Origin of the sequence: Streptomyces xanthochromogenes, from assembly GCF_014650455.1 — a bacterium.
In the GTDB taxonomy this organism is placed as follows: domain Bacteria; phylum Actinomycetota; class Actinomycetes; order Streptomycetales; family Streptomycetaceae; genus Streptomyces; species Streptomyces xanthochromogenes.
Genome location: NZ_BMUZ01000014.1, coordinates 33,638 through 49,591, shown reverse-complemented (window position 1 = coordinate 49,591; position 15,954 = coordinate 33,638). Strand labels below are relative to the sequence as shown.

The following is a 15,954-nucleotide window of genomic DNA, read 5'->3' as shown; positions in this document are numbered from 1 at the left end:
CACGCTAGGCAGCTCGGCTCAGAATGTCGCCCGTATTTCGCCGACCTCCGCGGCCCCGCCCAACAGCGGCGCCCGGCCGATGCGGTCCACGACCGGCCCCTCGATGCCCAGCTGCCGGAGCGCACGGGCCAGGATCGGGCCGAGCGCGCGGATCGCGCCGTCGTCGACCTTGAAGGCGAGCGCGCGGCCGTCGGCGAGGGCCACCGCCTGCACGGCCTCGGCACCCATCTTCGACAGGGTGCCGGGCACCTCGCGCATCAGCCAGGTGTCGGGCCGCCGGGTGCCGGCCACGTACTCGGGGTGGGCCCGCATGGCCTCGGCGACCCGGCCCTCGACCGTGCCCGCGTCCGCCGTCGCGAAGGTCCGGAAGGCGCGCGCGAGGCCGGTCAGGCTGATCGCCATCAGCGGCGCCCCGCAGCCGTCCGTGCCGACCGAGGCGACCCGCTCGCCGGCGGCCGACTCGACGGACTCCAGGACGAGCCGCTGCAACGGGTGGTCCGGGTCGAGGTAGGTGGCCTGGTCCCAGCCGTTCAGCCGGCAGGCCGCGAGCATCGCCGCGTGCTTGCCGGAGCAGTTCATGGTGAGCCGCTCGCGGACCTGGCCGGCGGCCAGGTACGTCTCCGCCTCGGCCGGGTCGAGCGGCAGGTCGGGCGGGGTCTGGAGGTCGTCCGTGGTCAGGCCGTGCTCGGCCAGCATCTTGCGGACGAGATCGAGGTGGAAGCCCTCGCCCGAGTGGCTCGCGGCGGCGATGGCCAGGCGCTCGCCGGACAGGTCGAGGCCGGCCCGCAGCACGGCGGCCGCCTGCATCGGCTTGTTGGACGAGCGGGGGAAGACGGGCGCGGCCGGGTCGCCGAGCGAGAACTCGACGCTGCCGTCGGCCGCCAGCACCACCAGCGAGCCCCGATGGTGGCCCTCGACGAATCCGGAACGTACGACTTCGGCGAGGACCGGGGGTATCGGGGGCGTCACGGCGGTCATGGGGGTGCGGCCTTCCGGGCAGGTGACCTGCCCCGGAGGGATCGCTTCCGATACGGGCGGGTCAAATGAGCAGATCGTCTACTTGTGCTTCCCCATCACGGTACCTGCGAGCGATCTCCGCACTGCAATCGTCGGCGGTCCGCTGGACCTCCTTGCGGCGCCGCGAGACCTGCTGCTCGTAGCGGATGAGGCGCCCGGTGGCGGTGTGCAGCTCCTCGTCCGTCCGGGCGTCCAGGTCGGACAGCTCGACCTCGGCGTCCATCTCGGCGGCCAGCAGGCGGTACTCCTCGCTGCGCGGCGCGGAGAGCGTGACGTGGCGGGCCGAGGCGCGGTGCGAGGACGGCGCGTCGGTGAGGATCTCGGCGAGCCGCTCCACCACCGGCGCCTGCGGTCCGGTGCGCCGGGTCAGCTCGGCCCGCAGGATGTCGATCCGGCCGTGCAGCAGCCGTCGTACATAGCTGAGGTCGGCCTCGTCGCGCTGCGACTGACGGCGCAGGATGCGCAGTTCGGCCAGCCTGAGCGCGGCCAGGTCGTGTTCGCGCTGGGGCGGCAGGGTGCCGCCGGCCCGCTGCACGGGCGGTCGCAGGGCGGTACGCGGGTTGGTCCGGGTCAGCGATACGGGACCGGGCGACTGCCCGGCGCCTGATGTGCTCATGCTCTTTCGTCCCCTCGACCGGTGCATGGGGTCTCCCCCGGCCCAGGGGACCCAGGGGAAGCACCGCCTGTACGCATCGTGCCACTCCGGGTACGGCACGTGCAGGTGCACTGCACCCGTTCAGCCGCTCGGAATTCGGACGCGCCGGTGGCATAGGTTGGGGCGCATGCGAGCGGTGGTGCAGAGAGTCGACGGCGCGAAGGTCGTCGTGGACGGCGAGACGGTCGGCGAGATCGAGGGCGAGGGCCTCTGTGTCCTGGTCGGGGTCACCCACGGGGACAATACGGACAAGGCGGCGCAGCTCGCCCGCAAGTTGTGGTCGGTTCGCATCCTTGAGGACGAGAAGTCCTGCTCGGACGTGAATGCGCCCTTGCTGGTGATTTCGCAGTTCACCCTCTACGGGGACGCACGCAAGGGTCGCCGCCCCACGTGGAACGCGGCCGCCCCCGGCGAGGTCGCCGAGCCCCTGGTCGACGAGGTGGTGGACCGGCTGCGGGCGCTGGGCGCCCGGGTGGAGACGGGCCGGTTCGGCGCGGACATGCGGGTGTCCCTCACCAACCACGGCCCGTTCACGCTCCAGATCGAGGTCTGAGACCCCACGCGAACCCGAGCCCGCGCCCCGGTCCCGGCCCAACGCCTACCGCCTACCGGCCACCGGCCACCGGCCACCGGCCACCGCCTACGGCTCGACCACGACCTCCTGGGCCGCCGCCGTGTTCCCCGCGAGCAGCTCCGCGTCCACCGGGACGTTCCGCTTCACCAGGGCCAGGGCGATCGGGCCCAGCTCGTGGTGGCGGGCCGAGGTGGTGATGAAACCGAGCTGGCGGCCCTCGGCTCCGTCGGCCGCGAGCCGCACCGGGGTGCCGGGACCGGGAAGCAGCACCTCGCTGCCGTCCAGATGCAGAAAGACCAGGCGACGCGGGGGCTTACCCAGGTTGTGGACGCGGGCCACCGTCTCCTGACCCCGGTAGCAGCCCTTCTGGAGGTGCACGGCCGGGCCGATCCAGCCCACCTCGTGCGGGATCGTCCGGTGGTCGGTCTCGAAGCCGAGCCGGGGCCGGTGCGCCTCGACCCGGAGCGCCTCGTACGCCAGAATCCCGACGAGCGGACCCGCGAGGTCCGCGTACTTCTCCAGGTCGGCGCGCGGCAGGAACAGATCACGGCCGTACGCCGTCTCGCGCACGACCACCCCGTCCGGGACCTCGGCGATGGACCCGGCCGGCAGGTGCACGACCGCGAACTCCTCGGTGCGGTCGGCCACTTCGACCCGGTAGAAGAACTTCATCGACTCCAGGTACGCGATCAGCTCGCCCTGGGTGTCCGGCTCGACGTGGATCCACACCGTGGTGCCGTCGTCGACGAGGTAGAGGGCGTGCTCGACGTGTCCGTGGGCGGACAGCACCAGCGCCTCGGTGGCCCGCCCGACGGGCAGCTCGCTGACGTGCTGGGTCAGCAGCAGGTGCAGCCAGCTCAGCCGGTCGTCGCCGGTGACGGTGACGACCCCGCGGTGCGAAAGGTCCACGAGGCCGGTGCCGCCGGCGAGCGCGCGCTGCTCGCGGAACAGGTCGCCGTAGTGCGCGGCGACTCCTTCGTCGCGCCCTTCGGCGGGGACGGCGCCGGGCTTGGACAGCAAGGGGCTCTTCATACGGGCAAGCCTACGACCCGGCGCTTGAAGCCTTCTTTGCACAGTCCGCGCAGCGCCCGAAGATGGCGAAATGCTTCATGTCCGTCTCGAAGCCGAAGGTGTCCCGGAGCTTCGCGGTGAAGTCCGCGGCCTCGGACACGTCCGCCTCGATCACCGTGGTGCAGTCCCGGCACACCAGGTGGATGTGGTGGTGCCGGTCGGCCAGGTGGTACGTGGGGGCGCCGTGGCCCAGATGGGCGTGCGAGACCAGACCCAGCTCCTCCAGGAGCTCCAGGGTCCGGTAGACGGTGGAGATGTTCACGCCGCCCGCCGTCTTCCGCACCTCGGTGAGGATGTCGTCGGGCGTCGCGTGTTCGAGCACGTCGACCGCCTCCAGGACGAGCTGTCGCTGGGGGGTCAGGCGGTACCCGCGCCTGCGGAGGTCGCTCTGCCAGTCGGTGGTCACCACGCTCCCAGTGTAGGAGGGAACGCGGCGACTCCCAGGGGCGAAGAACCCCCGACTTCCGGCGGCGGGCCTACTTGAAGAAGGCGATGCCGTCATCCGGGAGGTCGCCGAGGCCACGGGCCATGTCCGCGACCTCTTCCGGGGTGACGACCTTCTTCAGGTGCGCCGACATGTAGGGGCGGAGCTCGACCTCGGGGGTCGCCTTCTCGCCGACCCACATCAGATCGCTCTTGACGTAGCCGTACAGGCGCTTGCCACCCGTGTACGGGCCGGAGGCCGCGGTGCGGGCGACGGCGTCGGTGACCAGGTCGATCTGCGGCTTCTGGTGGGCGAGCTCGCCGTACCAGATCTCGACGATGCCCTGGTCACGGACCATGACGACCTCGACCTTGCGGTCCTTGTCGATGCGCCAGTAGCCCGACTCGGACTCCAGGGGCTTCACCTTGTTGCCCTCGGCGTCCAGGATCCAGGAGTGCGAGACGTACTCCAGGAAGTCGCGGCCGTCGTGGGAGAAGGTCACGGACTGCCCGAAGTTCGCCTTCTCGGCGCCCGGGAAGTCGGTCACGCCGGCGCCCTCCCACGTACCGAGGAGGAAGACCAGGGGAACCAGGTCGGGGTGGAGGTCGGACGGAATCTCGATCATGAGGCTGCGATCTCTTCGTTGCGGTCGGGGTTAGCGCTGACCCTGGTACAGCTTCTTCACGGTCAGACCGGCGAAGGCGAGGACGCCGACGCAGACCAGGACAAGGAGGGTGGAGAAAACAGCCTCAAGCACGGGGGGCTCCTCGCATGAGCGGGTGTAGGGGCGGTCAGGGCCGGCCCCCAGCCTAATGGGTGGGGGGCCGGCCCTCTCTGTGAGGTACGCCGCCGGTGGCGCGCCCGCCGCGTACGGGCGGATCAGCCCAGGAGCTGCTCCTGGAGGACGGTCGTCTGGCGGAAGGGGACCGCGGCGGCGGAGCCCTTCCTCGACTGCACGACCATGGCGGCGATGTCACCGGCCGTCAGGTAGGCGTGCCGGACCTGGACGGGCCCGGTCGGCGCCGACTCCACATACACGTCGTGCTGTACGTACGGGACCCGGCGCCCGCTGTCGTAGCCCTCGTCCACCACGGACTCCCTCTCTACGTCCTTCAGGACGCGCGGCGCGACGCCCGCGTTGGAGAGGTAGAGCGAGGTGAACGCGCTCCGATAGCCGACGCTGTGGAACCGCACCAGGTAGATGCGGGTGGCGGTGCCGTCCGGCATGGTCCAGCCGCGGGCCGCGATCTGCACCGGCCCGCCGTGGGCGAGGTCGTCGCGCATGCTGGAGACCCGGTAGTCGGTGCCGAACTCCTGGAGGAACCGGTCGGCCGAAACCCGGCTCCGGTCCCCGTTGAGCGTGGGATCGGGGACGGAACCGGCCGGGGCGGGCAGCAGGAGCCGGTCCAGATCGGCGTAGTGGATCACCCCCGGGTTGTCGGGGGCGTACGGAAGCGGGGCGCCGGCCGGCAGGGCCGGCCTCACCAGCGCGGGATAGTCCCAGCGGTCGTCGCCCTTGGTGGACAGCCCCGGCACATCGGTGCGGTCCTGCGCGGTGATCCCGTACGCGACCCCGCCGCCGAGCACCCCGAAGACGGCCGCGGCCGCCGTCCAGCGCAGCACCGCCCGTAGCGCACGGCGTTCCTTGGGGCCGGCGGGCGGGCCGGCCGACGGGATGACGAGGGGCGAGGGTGGGAGGGACTCCGGCGGCGCGGGGGCCGTGGTCCGCCCGGTCACGGGGCTCACATCGCTCACATCGCTCACTCGGACTCCCCGGGGGACTTGATGAAGTCGAGCTGCTTGCGCAGCAGCCCTGCCGCCGCGGCGGTGTCCAGCGGCACCGGGGCGTAGGTGTACGCGGTGACCATGACATCGCCCTCGTAGGCGTTGCACAGCATCACGTCGAGTTTCGTCGTGTCGTCCTTGGGCTCAAGGAAGCAGACGGCATTGGCGTGGCCCTCGATCACGGGCCCTTTGCGCAGGCCCCCGGAGGCGCGCATGACCTCGGTCTGGGCATCGGTCAGGTTCTTGATGGCCTTGGTGTTCTCCAGCCGGGCCAGCCACATCTCGGTGACGAAGTTGCTGTCCGTGTAGCTGCGCATGGCGGCGCCCTGGATCTTCAGGCCGTCCACCGCCTTGTCGTACTTCTCGCGCCGGTCGGCCGGAAGCCCGCGGTCGCCCTCCTTCATCCGGGCGGTCGCCTGCTGGGCCCCGAAGGCCGCTTCGTTGCCGAACTCGTCGATGTCCGGGCCGAGTTGATAGCCCCTCGGCAACGGCAGCAACTTGCCGCGGAGCCCGGGGGCGACCGGTGCCCCGGGCGACCGCGAGGCTGCCGCTCCGGGGGTCCCCACGAGGACCGTGGGGGCGCTGCGGTCCGCGTCCCCCAGCGCGGCGAAGGCCCATACCCCGCCTCCGGCAACGAGCAGGAGAGCGACGGCTCCCGACACGAGCGGCACCGGGCGGCGCGGCCGACGGGCCGGCACGGGCGCGGCGGAGACGGGCGTGGTGGCCGAGTCGCCGGGTACGTCTTTCGCAGTCGCGGGGTCCGTGGGCACGGGGTTCGCGGGCGCGGGGTTCGTGGGCACGGGGTTCGCGGGCGCGGGGTCCGTGGGCACGGGGTTCGCGGGCGCGGGGTTCGTGGTCACAGGCGCTCCAACTGCCGTTCGGCCAGGGCCTGGAGGGCCGACTCCGAAACGGGCCCCGTGCTGTCCTCGTAGTAGATCTCCATGGCGGTGCCGTCGCGCCAGGCGTAGGCCCGCCCCTGGTACACGGGCTCATAGCCGGGTTCGCTGTACGGCTTGGCGTACACGTACGTGCGGCCGCCGACGCTGCCGGGGATCGGCTTGCCGGGACTTCCGGCGTACGCGTCCGTCCGCACGGCGTCCTGCTGCTCGTCGACGTAGTCCTTGGACTTGAGCGCCACGTCGTCGCGGAACTGCGTGAGCGAGACGGTGACTCCCACATGGCCGCCCTGGGTCCAGGACGTCGTCACCTCGCGCCTGAACCCGTCGCGCAAGAAGTGCGTGAACACCTTGTCGGGATACGCGAAGCCCTCCACGGTGGTCGCCAGATCGCGGTATCCGGGCTCCTCCCCGACCTTCGCGCCGGGCGGCTTCGGCAGGAGGAGGTGGCGCAGGTCGCCGTCGGGCTTCTCGGCCCAACGGTCGGCCGAGACGGTGCGGGGCGTCGTGTTCTCGTCCGCCGGTGTCGTTCTGGACTCCGCCAGGTTCGGCTGGGCGAGCGGTGCCAAGGGGGTCGGCTGTCGCTGGTACTGCACGACGTAACCGGTGACGGTGCCCGCCAGCACTCCGAGTACGGCCGCTCCCGCGACGATCCGGGCGGTGCGGCCCTGAGCGCGGCGCGGGCCCGCGGGATCCGGAAAATCTGGAAGGTCCGGAAGATCCGGTGGCTCTTCGGTCGAACTCACTTGCTCCCCCTGGGAATTGAGAAGTCCAGCCACCTTTTGACGCGGCTTGGAACGGTGTGTGCCGTGGACTGCGCCGGCCGCGGCACACAGAGGACTCACAGCCACCGGGGGAGGTTGTGACCTGGCGGATTACAGTTCCGCATATGCCGAACAAGAAGCTCGTGATCAAGGTGACCGCCGGCGCCGACGCGCCCGAGCGGTGCTCGCAGGCCTTCACCGTGGCGGCGGTGGCCGTGGCCAGCGGGGTCGAGGTCTCGCTCTGGCTGACCGGCGAATCGTCCTGGTTCGCCCTGCCGGGCCGGGCCGCCGAGTTCACGCTCCCCCATGCCGCGCCGCTGCCGGACCTCATCGCGTCGGTGCAGGCGGGCGGCCGGATCACGCTGTGCACGCAGTGCGCGACCCGGCGGGAGATCACGGAGCAGGACGTCCTGGAGGGCGTACGGATCGCGGGGGCGCAGGTCTTCGTGCAGGAGATCATGGCGGACGGCGTGCAGGCGCTCGTCTACTGAGGTCGCGCGCGGGGTGACGGACGGCGGGACTGCGGACTAGGGACCACGGACTACGGGCGGCGCTTCTTGCCGTCCAGCTCGTCCCACCACTCGTCGGACTTGGGGTCGCCCGAGGGGTCGTCCCACCACCGGTCGTCGGGGCCGCGCCGATTGGCGACCATCGCTGCGATCGGTGGGATCACCATGGCGACGACGCACATCCCGACCGCCACCGGAATCGACCACAGGCGCACGAAGCCCCAGGCGGACACGAAAAGCAGGATGCAGCCGCCCATCATCCAGAAATAGCCGCGCCGACGCCGGGCCAACATGCTTCCAGCGTACGACCGGGGAGCCGAGCCGGATACGGGAAGAGGCCGGCCGGCCGAACGGCACGGAGGGCCGCACCCCATTCCAAGGCGTCCAACCCCCGGGGTGCGGCCCTCCGGCCGGTACTGCGTGCTGCCGTCGGTCAGACGGCGATGGCGACCTCGGCGAGGCCACCGGTCTGGGCGACGACCGTACGGTCCGCGCTGCCGCCCGGCACCAGGGCGCGCACGGTCCACGTGCCCTCGGCCGCGTAGAAGCGGAACTGTCCGGTGGCCGAGGTGGGCACCTCGGCGGTGAACTCGCCCGTCGAGTCGAGCAGGCGCACGTAACCGGTGACGGGCTCGCCGTCGCGGGTCACCTGGCCCTGGATCGTGGTCTCACCGGGCTTGATCGTCGAGGCGTCGGGGCCGCCGGCCTTCGCTCCACACATGGGTTCTTCCTTACGGTCTCTGCTGGTCTGGGGGCTGGGGGCTGCGCGGGCTGGGCGGACTACTTGTTGGCGCCGAGCTCGATCGGCACGCCGACGAGGGAGCCGTACTCGGTCCACGAACCGTCGTAGTTCTTGACGTTCGTCTGGCCGAGCAGCTCGTGCAGCACGAACCACGTCAGGGCCGAGCGCTCACCGATGCGGCAGTACGCGATGGTGTCCTTCGCGAGGTCGACCTGCTCGTCCTCGTAGAGGGCCTTGAGCTCGTCGTCCGACTTGAAGGTGCCGTCGTCGTTGGCGTTCTTCGACCACGGGATGTTGCGGGCGGACGGGACGTGGCCCGGGCGCTGCGACTGCTCCTGCGGGAGGTGGGCCGGGGCGAGCAGCTTGCCGGAGAACTCGTCGGGCGAGCGCACGTCGACGAGGTTCTTGGAGCCGATCGCGTTCACGACGTCGTCGCGGAAGGCGCGGATCGAGGCGTCCTGGGGCTTGGCCTTGTACTGGGTGGCCGGGCGGCTGGGCACCTCGTCGCCGTCCACGAGGTCGCGGGAGTCGAGCTCCCACTTCTTGCGGCCGCCGTCGAGGAGCTTCACGTCCTGGTGGCCGTAGAGCTTGAAGTACCAGAAGGCGTACGAGGCGAACCAGTTGTTGTTGCCGCCGTACAGGACGACGGTGGTGTCGTTCGCGATGCCCTTGGCGGAGAGGAGCTTCTCGAAGCCCTCCTGGTCGATGAAGTCGCGGCGGACCGGGTCCTGGAGGTCCTTCGTCCAGTCGATCCGGATCGCGTTCTTGATGTGGTTCTTCTCGTAGGCCGAAGTGTCCTCGTCGACCTCGACGATGGCGACCTTCGGGTCCTCGATGTGGGCCTCGACCCAGTCGGCGTCTACCAGGACGTCACTGCGGCTCATGTTCTTCTCCTCCGGGGCAGTCTGCGGGGGCGGTGCGGAGTGCGGGTACGCGGCCTCGGCTTCGCGCGGCTGCGGCGCGCGTACGGCGGCACGAGGGGTGGGCCTGGGTGGCCTGAGTACGGCCAAGAAGCCCGGGGAATGCGGGAGTACGAGCGTCCCGCTCAGAAGGGGCGACAGAGCATGGCGGCGACGCGGCACAGGTCTACTGCCCGCCGCTTCGTGAGGTCCGCCTGTCGCTTCATGCGTCCGATCGTAGGGAGGGGGACGGGGGCGTGTCACCGGTGTGTCGCATGCTGAGACTCGATCATCCGCATACTGATACGCGGGCCCTTTCGAAGCCCCCTCCGCCCCCTCCCGGGGCTCCGCCCCCGGCCCCCCTCCTGCCCTACGGACACCCCCGTCTCAGAATGCGGCCCCCTCCTGGGGGTTTGCCCCGGCCCGGGGGGTTTGCCCGCCCGCCCGTGCGGCGGGTTGGACCGGCTGAGCCCTGGGGCTGAGCCCCAGACCCCGGGGGTTTGCCCACCCGCCCGCCCGGTGCTCGGGGTTGGTTGGGTCCAGGTCCCTGGGGCTGCGCCCCAGACCCCCTGAGGGGCTGCGCCCCTCGAACCCCCGCAAGGGGCTCCGCCCCCTGCACCCCCGTTCGCGCCTGAACGGCGCTCGTCCTCAAACGCCGGACAGGCTGAAGGTGCCTGCGCTGACCAGCACCGAATCCTTCAGGGGCGCGGGGAACTGCGCGACCAGCCACCCACGGTGCGAGGCCGACGTCAGGTTTTTTGGGGGCGCGGGGAACTGCGCGAGAAGCGGCCACGGCCCGCAGCCATGAACGGGGTTGGGGGCGCGGGGAACTGCGCGGGAAGCGGGCACGGTCCGCGGACGAAAACGGGGTGAAGGGGCGCGGGGAACTGCGCGATCAGCCACCCACGGCCCGCACGGGCCGAAGGCGGTGACCTCCCCCGGAGCCTCGGGCACGTGGCGGAGCCGCGGGGGAAGCGGGGGCTGGGGCGGAGCCGCAGGGGAAGCGGGGCTGGGGCGGAGCCGCGGTGCACCCCGTCGGTCGTACCCCGGCCGGGGAGCCGCCTGGGTCGGGAAGGTCAGCCCGCGAGGCGGACCTCCGTGCCCTCGCCCGAGAAGCGGAGACCCGACTCCGAAGCCGTGACCTTGTTCAGCTTGATGCTCGACGGCATGCCGTCGATCTTCAGGTCGTAGTCGACCGCCTTGCGCAACCGCGTGTCGAACCCCGGCACGGGCAACTTCGGCAGGGACTCCGCCCGAAGCTGCACCGCCCCCGCCCCGTTCAGACTGACCGTGCTGTAGGCCGAAACCGTACGGCCCTGCAGCAGCGCCTTGACCGGCGCCGGCAGCGCGACGCCCTGGCCCTCGATGAGGTCCGTGAGGGGGCCGGACACCTTGACCTGGCCCTTGGCCGCCCGCTCCGGCCCCGCATAGCCGACCGTCGCACCCTTGGGCGCGGCCTTGGAGAGGTCCGCGTACGAGATGTTCGCCGCCCCGTCGGCCCGGCCCGCCACCGCCGACGAGAAGGAGCTGTCGATCTTCACCGCGTGCAGCTCGGCCGTCACCTCGGTGACGTTGACCGAGTGGCCCCCGGCCGTCGCGGTGACCCCGGACAGCGAGACGTCGACCTCGTCGAGCTCCTTGCCGAGCACCTGCGTCAGGAAGGGGAAGCCCTTGATGTCGACATCGGGCGTCGAGCCGAGCCGCTGGCTGCTCTTGATCTTGTCGGCCGTCTTCGACTCGGCGACGTTCACCGCGATGCGGTCGACGGCGACGAAGATGCCGCCGAGGACGATCGCGATGATCAGAAGTATTCGCAGTGCGCGCATTGCCTACGTGTCCCCCACCAGTCGGCCGCCACTCGGCCATCGACCCTTTGATCAGAAACGTCAGAAGCGGAAAAGCCGACGCCTCTGAACGACGATCACGACACTAACCGCGGTTCCCTACGCCACGGCCCGCCCGATGAGATACAGCACAGGCACGGCCGCGGTGAGCGGCAGGGCCACGCCCGCCGTCATGTGGACGAACCGGGACGGGTAGTCGTACGAGGCGACCCGCAGCCCGATCAGCGCGCAGGCACCGGCCGCCAGGCCGAGCAGGGCGCCGGACGCGCCGATGCCGGTCAGGCCGCCCACCGCGATGCCGGAGCCCGCCGCCGCGAGCAGCGCGACCGCCACGGAGACGACCGACGGCAGCGGCAGGGCGCGGGCCAGAACGGCGACGGCCACCGCGGCCGCGCCGACCGACACCGCGTGCGGCGGCGCCGCGAGGAAGCTGCCCGCCAGGACCGCGAGGGCCGCCGAGGTGACGGTCGCCATCAGCCCGTACATGCGCTCGTCGGGGTCGGCGTGCGAGCGGAGCTGGAGGACGAGGGTGAGCAGCACCCAGACGCCGAGCGTGCCGAGGATCGCGGCGGGCGCGTGCTCACGGCCGAGCGCGAGCAGGGCCACGTCGGCGACGAGCGCGCCCGCGAAGGCGAGCGCGATGCCCTGCCGGGCCGGCCACATCCCGTTGAGCCGGAACCAGCCCGCCGCGTTGACGGCCTGGAGGGCGACGAGCGGGATCACCAGGGCGTAGGGGCCGACGGGCGCGGCGACCGCCAGGAGCAGGCCGAGGACCGCGGTGAGGGCCGCGGGCTGCATTCCGGGCGCGATGACCGGTGAGCGGCCCTCCGCGCGGGCCCGCTGGGCGTCGGTGATCCGCGCGTTGCCGACCGTGGTGGGCGGGCTGTAGGCCGGGCCCGAACCGGCCGCGGCGGCCGGAGCGGCGGACGGCGCCGGCGTGGCCGCGGGCTCGTACACCGGCGCCGGAGCGGGTGCGGAGGCCATCGGCATCTCGGGCGGCAGCGGCACGGAGGCCGTTCCCGCGCCGTGCTGCGGCGGCAGGTAAGCCGTCTCCTCGGCACCCGCGTGGCGCGGCGGCGCGTACACCGGGTCGACCGGATGCCCCTCCCACGACGGCTCGGGCTGCGCGGGCTGCGCGTGACGGCCCCGGCGCGGCTCGGGCTCCACCGGCTGCTGCTGCACCGGCTGCTGCTGCAGGGGCGGGATCGTGGGCTGGTACTGGGTGTCCCAGGTCTGCCCCTCCCACGTCTGCGTGTACTGCTGGTGGTCCTGGTACGGCTCGTGCGGGAACGACGGCTGGGGCTGCGGATGAAGGGGCTGCCCGTACTGGTCGTACTGCGGCTGGTCGTACTGGGGCTGGTCGTGTTGGGGCCGGCCCTGTGGCTGCTGCTGATACGGGTACTGCTCGCTCATGACGTGGGGGTCACCCTCCTGCGAACGGCGGGAGCACCTCGACCGTGCCGCCCTCGGCAAGGCGTACGGTCTCATGCTTCCGCTTCCCGACGGGGTCGCCGTCGACCAGGAAGGAACACCGCTGGAGTACGCGCGTGAGCTCTCCGGGGTGCCGTTCGCGCACCGCGTCGAGGGCTTCGGCCAGCGTCCGGGCCGCGTACGGCTCCTCGGCCACACCGGCGGCGGACTTGGCCGCGGCCCAGAAGCGGATGGTTCCCGCTGCCATGGTCAGGCTCCTTTCGTCGCCCTCCATGATGGGCTACGCGGCGGGCCGCGCCGCGATGAGCCAGTCCGCGATCCGTCCGAGCAGCTCGTCACCGGCCGCGTTCTCGGCGTGCCCCATGCCCGCTTCGAGCCACAACCGCGCAGGTCCGGCCGCCGCCAGCATGCGCGGGTGGTCCACCGGGAAGTACGGATCGCGGTCGCCGTGCACGATGAGCAGCGGGGTCGGCGCGATCAGCGGGACCGCCTCGACGGGCGAGAGCGGCACCGGGTCCCAGTCCTCGGAATGGATACGGGTGGCGAAGCCGAGGCGGCCGACCAGACGGCCCGCGCGCCGGGTGATCAGCCAGTGCACGCGCCGCATGGGGGCCGTGCCCCGGTAGTACCAGCGGGCAGGTGCGCTGACCGCCGCCACTGCTTCCGTGCGCCCCGCCGTGCTCCCCCGGTGGGTCGCCGCGTGCCGCAGCACCACCGATCCGCCCATCGAGAAGCCGACGGTCACCACCCGTTCGTATCCGAGTGATCTGGCCCACTCGACGGCCGCCGCCAGGTCGAGCACCTCGCGGTCGCCGACGGTCGAGCGGCCGCCGGACTTCCCGTGCCCGCGGAACGAGAAGGTGATCACGCCCGCGTACTGCGCGAACACCCCCGCGGCCCGCCGCACGGCGGGCCGGTCGGCCGAGCCCGTGAAGCCGTGCGCGACCACGATCGCGCTCTCGGCGTGACCCTGCGCACAGGGGGTGTGAACCGCCTCGATCCGGACACCGTCTGTCGTACGCAAAGTGGCGCGCCGGAGGCCGGGAGTGATCGAGGAAACAGCGGAAGTGTGAAATCGATCATCTGCCTCGGCATTCATGTGGGCTATTCTGCTCGGCAGAGGATCCGGGCACCGAAGCCCCCGGGTCCTTTTGTGTTTCCCGGTCGTTGTTACGGACGGGTGAACAAACGCTCACAAACGTCTCGGGTCGTGCGTGCGGGCCAGGAGATCGAGGATCGAAAGATCCAGAGCGTGCGGAACACAGAGAAGCGAACGCAGCACAAAAGCACAGCACAGCACCGAACGCAGTACGTACGAAGCAGTGCCGCAACGCCCCCGAGCTCCCGGCGAGCAGGAGGAAAAGACGTCATGGGCGAGCCAACCGTGCACGATACGAAGCGGACTACCCGGGCAGGTGGAGCCCGATGAGCTCCTTGCTGCTCCTCACCAACGCCCTCCAGCCGTCGACGGAGGTGCTTCCCGCTCTCGGCCTGCTCCTGCACAGCGTGCGGGTCGCCCCCGCCGAGGGCCCGGCCCTCGTCGACACCCCCGGTGCCGACGTCATCCTGATCGACGGCCGCCGCGACCTGCCGCACGTGCGGTCGCTGTGCCAGCTGCTGCGCTCCACCGGACCCGGCTGTCCGCTGGTGCTGGTCGTCACCGAGGGCGGCCTGGCCGCCGTCACCGCCGACTGGGGCATCGACGACGTCCTGCTCGACACCGCGGGCCCCGCCGAGGTGGAGGCGCGCCTGCGGCTCGCGACCGGACGCGCGCAGGCCGTCTCGGACGACTCCCCCATGGAGATCCGCAACGGCGACCTCTCGGTCGACGAGGCCACGTACAGCGCGAAGCTGAAGGGGCGGGTCCTGGACCTGACCTTCAAGGAGTTCGAGCTGCTCAAGTACCTCGCCCAGCACCCGGGCCGGGTCTTCACGCGCGCCCAGCTGCTCCAGGAGGTCTGGGGCTACGACTACTTCGGCGGCACCCGCACGGTCGACGTCCACGTACGGCGGCTGCGGGCCAAGCTCGGCCCCGAGCACGAGTCGCTGATCGGCACCGTACGCAATGTCGGCTACCGCTTCGTGACCCCGGAGAAGCCCGAGCGCTCCGCCGAGGACGCCAAGGCGAAGGCGGTGGTCGACGCGGCCACCGCCGAGACGAAGGAAGCGGCGGCGCGCTCCTCGAAGCCGTAACCCGAACGGTAGATCACACCTGGGGTACGACCTGCGATATGCCCTGCCCAGAGGGGGGTCACCCCGCGTAGACTGCCGCGCGTGGCCAAGGTGACGCGGGACGACGTGGCACGACTTGCGGGTACTTCGACCGCCGTCGTCAGCTATGTCATCAACAACGGACCCCGGCCGGTCGCCCCGGCCACGCGCGAGCGTGTCCTCGCCGCGATCAAGGAGCTGGGGTACCGGCCGGACCGGGTCGCCCAGGCCATGGCGTCGCGGCGTACCGACCTCATAGGAATGATCGTCCCGGACGCGCGCCAGCCGTTCTTCGCCGAGATGGCGCACGCCGTCGAACAGGCCGCATCCGAGCGCGGAAAAATGGTCCTGGTCGGCAACTCCGACTACGTCGACGACCGCGAGGTCCACTATCTGCGGGCCTTCCTCGGCATGCGGGTCGCCGGTCTGATCCTGGTCAGCCAGGGTCCGAGCGAGCGCGCCGCGGCCGAGATCGACGCCTGGGACGCCCGGGTGGTGCTGCTGCACGAGCGGCCCGAGGCGATCGACGACGTGGCGGTGGTGACCGACGACATCGGCGGCGCCCAGCTCGCCACCCGTCACCTGCTCGAACACGGCCACGAGTACGTTGCCTGCCTCGGCGGGGTCGAGTCGACCCCGGCCGTCGGCGACCCGGTGGCCGACCACGTCGAGGGCTGGCGCCGGGCCATGCTGGAGTCCGGCCGCTCGCTCGAAGGCCGTCTCTTCCAGGCCCCGTACAACCGTTACGACGCCTACAAGGTGGCCCTGGAGATCCTCGCCGGGCCCGAGCGGCCGCCCGCCATCTTCTGCTCGACCGACGACCAGGCGATCGGGGTGCTGCGGGCCGCCCGCGAGCTGCGCATCGACGTGCCGGGCGAGCTGGCCGTGGCCGGCTTCGACGACGTCAAGGAAGCGGCCCTGACCGACCCGCCGCTGACCACGATCGCCTCCGACCGGCCCGCGATGGCGCGGGCCGCGGTGGACCTGGTCCTGGACGACGGGCTGCGGGTCGCGGGCTCGCGCCGCGAACGCCTCAAACAGTTCCCCTCGCGGCTCGTCGTGCGCCGTTCCTGCGGCTGCGGCTAGCCCGCCCGACGAGCCGTTGCCGGACGCCGCGAGGCGTCTTTATTTC

20 protein-coding genes are annotated in these 15,954 nt (G+C 71.6%); 4 read left to right on the top strand and 16 right to left on the bottom strand.

The features are described 5' to 3' along the window. Window positions 1-18: 18 nt before the first annotated feature. Together IE267_RS31430 and IE267_RS31425 are read right to left on the bottom strand one after the other, a co-directional pair. Window positions 19-978 (bottom strand): asparaginase, encoded by a 960-nt coding sequence (locus tag IE267_RS31430; protein ID WP_189765508.1) that lies wholly within the window; start codon window positions 976-978, stop codon window positions 19-21. Between the two features lie 61 nt (window positions 979-1,039). After that, complete coding sequence (locus IE267_RS31425; RefSeq protein ID WP_167158156.1) at window positions 1,040-1,633, bottom strand: RsiG family protein; 594 nt, start codon at window positions 1,631-1,633, stop codon at window positions 1,040-1,042. A gap of 166 nt (window positions 1,634-1,799) precedes the next feature. Here IE267_RS31425 and dtd point away from each other — a divergent pair, with 166 nt between their 5' ends. Beyond that, window positions 1,800-2,225: a D-aminoacyl-tRNA deacylase gene (gene dtd, locus IE267_RS31420; protein ID WP_167158158.1), complete on the top strand. Its 426-nt coding sequence runs from the start codon at window positions 1,800-1,802 to the stop codon at window positions 2,223-2,225. 87 nt (window positions 2,226-2,312) lie between these two features. On the opposite strand, the gene ygfZ is transcribed toward dtd, so the two are convergent. From ygfZ to IE267_RS31390, 6 genes are all read right to left on the bottom strand, one after another. Further along, entirely contained in the window at window positions 2,313-3,278 is a 966-nt protein-coding gene (gene ygfZ / locus IE267_RS31415) for a CAF17-like 4Fe-4S cluster assembly/insertion protein YgfZ (protein ID WP_161250109.1), read from the bottom strand. Window positions 3,279-3,288: 10 nt separating this feature from the next. Then, complete coding sequence (locus IE267_RS31410) at window positions 3,289-3,726, bottom strand: Fur family transcriptional regulator (RefSeq protein ID WP_161250111.1); 438 nt, start codon at window positions 3,724-3,726, stop codon at window positions 3,289-3,291. Window positions 3,727-3,793: 67 nt separating this feature from the next. Continuing rightward, window positions 3,794-4,366, bottom strand: coding sequence for a heme-binding beta-barrel domain-containing protein (locus tag IE267_RS31405; protein ID WP_100577809.1), 573 nt, complete (start codon window positions 4,364-4,366; stop codon window positions 3,794-3,796). 254 nt (window positions 4,367-4,620) lie between these two features. Continuing rightward, window positions 4,621-5,505, bottom strand: coding sequence for a hypothetical protein (locus IE267_RS31400; protein WP_229861519.1), 885 nt, complete (start codon window positions 5,503-5,505; stop codon window positions 4,621-4,623). Beyond that, window positions 5,502-6,386, bottom strand: a complete 885-nt coding sequence (locus IE267_RS31395) for a hypothetical protein (protein WP_189765507.1) — start codon at window positions 6,384-6,386, stop codon at window positions 5,502-5,504. Before IE267_RS31395 ends, IE267_RS31400 begins: the two co-directional genes overlap by 4 nt. Next, the gene (locus IE267_RS31390; RefSeq protein ID WP_189765506.1) at window positions 6,383-7,168 is read right to left on the bottom strand and encodes a hypothetical protein; all 786 of its coding nucleotides are present in this window, start codon (window positions 7,166-7,168) and stop codon (window positions 6,383-6,385) included. Before IE267_RS31390 ends, IE267_RS31395 begins: the two co-directional genes overlap by 4 nt. Before the next feature lie 143 nt (window positions 7,169-7,311). On the opposite strand from IE267_RS31390, the gene IE267_RS31385 reads away from it, so the two are divergent. Next, complete coding sequence (locus IE267_RS31385; protein ID WP_100577811.1) at window positions 7,312-7,677, top strand: DsrE family protein; 366 nt, start codon at window positions 7,312-7,314, stop codon at window positions 7,675-7,677. A 50-nt stretch (window positions 7,678-7,727) separates the two neighbouring features. Here the strand turns inward: IE267_RS31385 and IE267_RS31380 are convergent, their stop codons facing one another. The 8 genes from IE267_RS31380 to IE267_RS31350 all read right to left on the bottom strand — a co-directional run bounded on the left by IE267_RS31380 (window position 7,728) and on the right by IE267_RS31350 (window position 13,710). Further along, on the bottom strand, window positions 7,728-8,069 hold the full coding sequence (locus IE267_RS31380; protein WP_167158160.1) for a DUF3099 domain-containing protein: 342 nt from the start codon (window positions 8,067-8,069) through the stop codon (window positions 7,728-7,730). A gap of 59 nt (window positions 8,070-8,128) precedes the next feature. Then, window positions 8,129-8,416: a DUF1416 domain-containing protein gene (locus IE267_RS31375; RefSeq protein WP_030362227.1), complete on the bottom strand. Its 288-nt coding sequence runs from the start codon at window positions 8,414-8,416 to the stop codon at window positions 8,129-8,131. 59 nt (window positions 8,417-8,475) lie between these two features. Beyond that, on the bottom strand, window positions 8,476-9,321 hold the full coding sequence (locus tag IE267_RS31370; protein ID WP_167158162.1) for a sulfurtransferase: 846 nt from the start codon (window positions 9,319-9,321) through the stop codon (window positions 8,476-8,478). 161 nt (window positions 9,322-9,482) lie between these two features. Then, on the bottom strand, window positions 9,483-9,563 hold the full coding sequence (locus IE267_RS40500; protein WP_350751515.1) for an Ms5788A family Cys-rich leader peptide: 81 nt from the start codon (window positions 9,561-9,563) through the stop codon (window positions 9,483-9,485). Between the two features lie 849 nt (window positions 9,564-10,412). Then, window positions 10,413-11,162, bottom strand: a complete 750-nt coding sequence (locus IE267_RS31365) for an LmeA family phospholipid-binding protein (protein WP_189765505.1) — start codon at window positions 11,160-11,162, stop codon at window positions 10,413-10,415. Window positions 11,163-11,279: 117 nt separating this feature from the next. Then, window positions 11,280-12,593: a hypothetical protein gene (locus IE267_RS31360; protein ID WP_229861517.1), complete on the bottom strand. Its 1,314-nt coding sequence runs from the start codon at window positions 12,591-12,593 to the stop codon at window positions 11,280-11,282. 10 nt (window positions 12,594-12,603) lie between these two features. After that, a complete protein-coding gene (locus IE267_RS31355; protein WP_328315117.1) occupies window positions 12,604-12,885 on the bottom strand; it encodes a MoaD/ThiS family protein in 282 nt (93 codons plus the stop codon). A 6-nt stretch (window positions 12,886-12,891) separates the two neighbouring features. Continuing rightward, complete coding sequence (locus IE267_RS31350; protein WP_189765503.1) at window positions 12,892-13,710, bottom strand: alpha/beta hydrolase; 819 nt, start codon at window positions 13,708-13,710, stop codon at window positions 12,892-12,894. 326 nt (window positions 13,711-14,036) lie between these two features. Here IE267_RS31350 and IE267_RS31345 point away from each other — a divergent pair, with 326 nt between their 5' ends. Next, a complete protein-coding gene (locus IE267_RS31345) occupies window positions 14,037-14,804 on the top strand; it encodes a response regulator transcription factor (protein ID WP_161244395.1) in 768 nt (255 codons plus the stop codon). 81 nt (window positions 14,805-14,885) lie between these two features. Further along, window positions 14,886-15,908 (top strand): LacI family DNA-binding transcriptional regulator, encoded by a 1,023-nt coding sequence (locus tag IE267_RS31340; protein ID WP_167158168.1) that lies wholly within the window; start codon window positions 14,886-14,888, stop codon window positions 15,906-15,908. Window positions 15,909-15,954: the final 46 nt, after the last annotated feature.

Coding starts and splice junctions, on each gene's coding strand:
- IE267_RS31425 (WP_167158156.1), bottom strand. CDS start 1,633: ATGAGCACATCAGGCGCCGGGCAGTCGCCCGGTCCCGTATCGCTGACC.
- IE267_RS40500 (WP_350751515.1), bottom strand. CDS start 9,563: ATGAAGCGACAGGCGGACCTCACGAAGCGGCGGGCAGTAGACCTGTGC.
- IE267_RS31355 (WP_328315117.1), bottom strand. CDS start 12,885: ATGGAGGGCGACGAAAGGAGCCTGACCATGGCAGCGGGAACCATCCGC.
- IE267_RS31370 (WP_167158162.1), bottom strand. CDS start 9,321: ATGAGCCGCAGTGACGTCCTGGTAGACGCCGACTGGGTCGAGGCCCAC.
- IE267_RS31345 (WP_161244395.1), top strand. CDS start 14,037: ATGAGCTCCTTGCTGCTCCTCACCAACGCCCTCCAGCCGTCGACGGAG.
- IE267_RS31405 (WP_100577809.1), bottom strand. CDS start 4,366: ATGATCGAGATTCCGTCCGACCTCCACCCCGACCTGGTTCCCCTGGTC.
- IE267_RS31375 (WP_030362227.1), bottom strand. CDS start 8,416: ATGTGTGGAGCGAAGGCCGGCGGCCCCGACGCCTCGACGATCAAGCCC.
- IE267_RS31385 (WP_100577811.1), top strand. CDS start 7,312: ATGCCGAACAAGAAGCTCGTGATCAAGGTGACCGCCGGCGCCGACGCG.
- IE267_RS31430 (WP_189765508.1), bottom strand. CDS start 978: ATGACCGCCGTGACGCCCCCGATACCCCCGGTCCTCGCCGAAGTCGTA.
- ygfZ (WP_161250109.1), bottom strand. CDS start 3,278: ATGAAGAGCCCCTTGCTGTCCAAGCCCGGCGCCGTCCCCGCCGAAGGG.
- dtd (WP_167158158.1), top strand. CDS start 1,800: ATGCGAGCGGTGGTGCAGAGAGTCGACGGCGCGAAGGTCGTCGTGGAC.
- IE267_RS31360 (WP_229861517.1), bottom strand. CDS start 12,593: ATGAGCGAGCAGTACCCGTATCAGCAGCAGCCACAGGGCCGGCCCCAA.
- IE267_RS31365 (WP_189765505.1), bottom strand. CDS start 11,162: ATGCGCGCACTGCGAATACTTCTGATCATCGCGATCGTCCTCGGCGGC.
- IE267_RS31380 (WP_167158160.1), bottom strand. CDS start 8,069: ATGGGGTGCGGCCCTCCGTGCCGTTCGGCCGGCCGGCCTCTTCCCGTA.
- IE267_RS31350 (WP_189765503.1), bottom strand. CDS start 13,710: ATGAATGCCGAGGCAGATGATCGATTTCACACTTCCGCTGTTTCCTCG.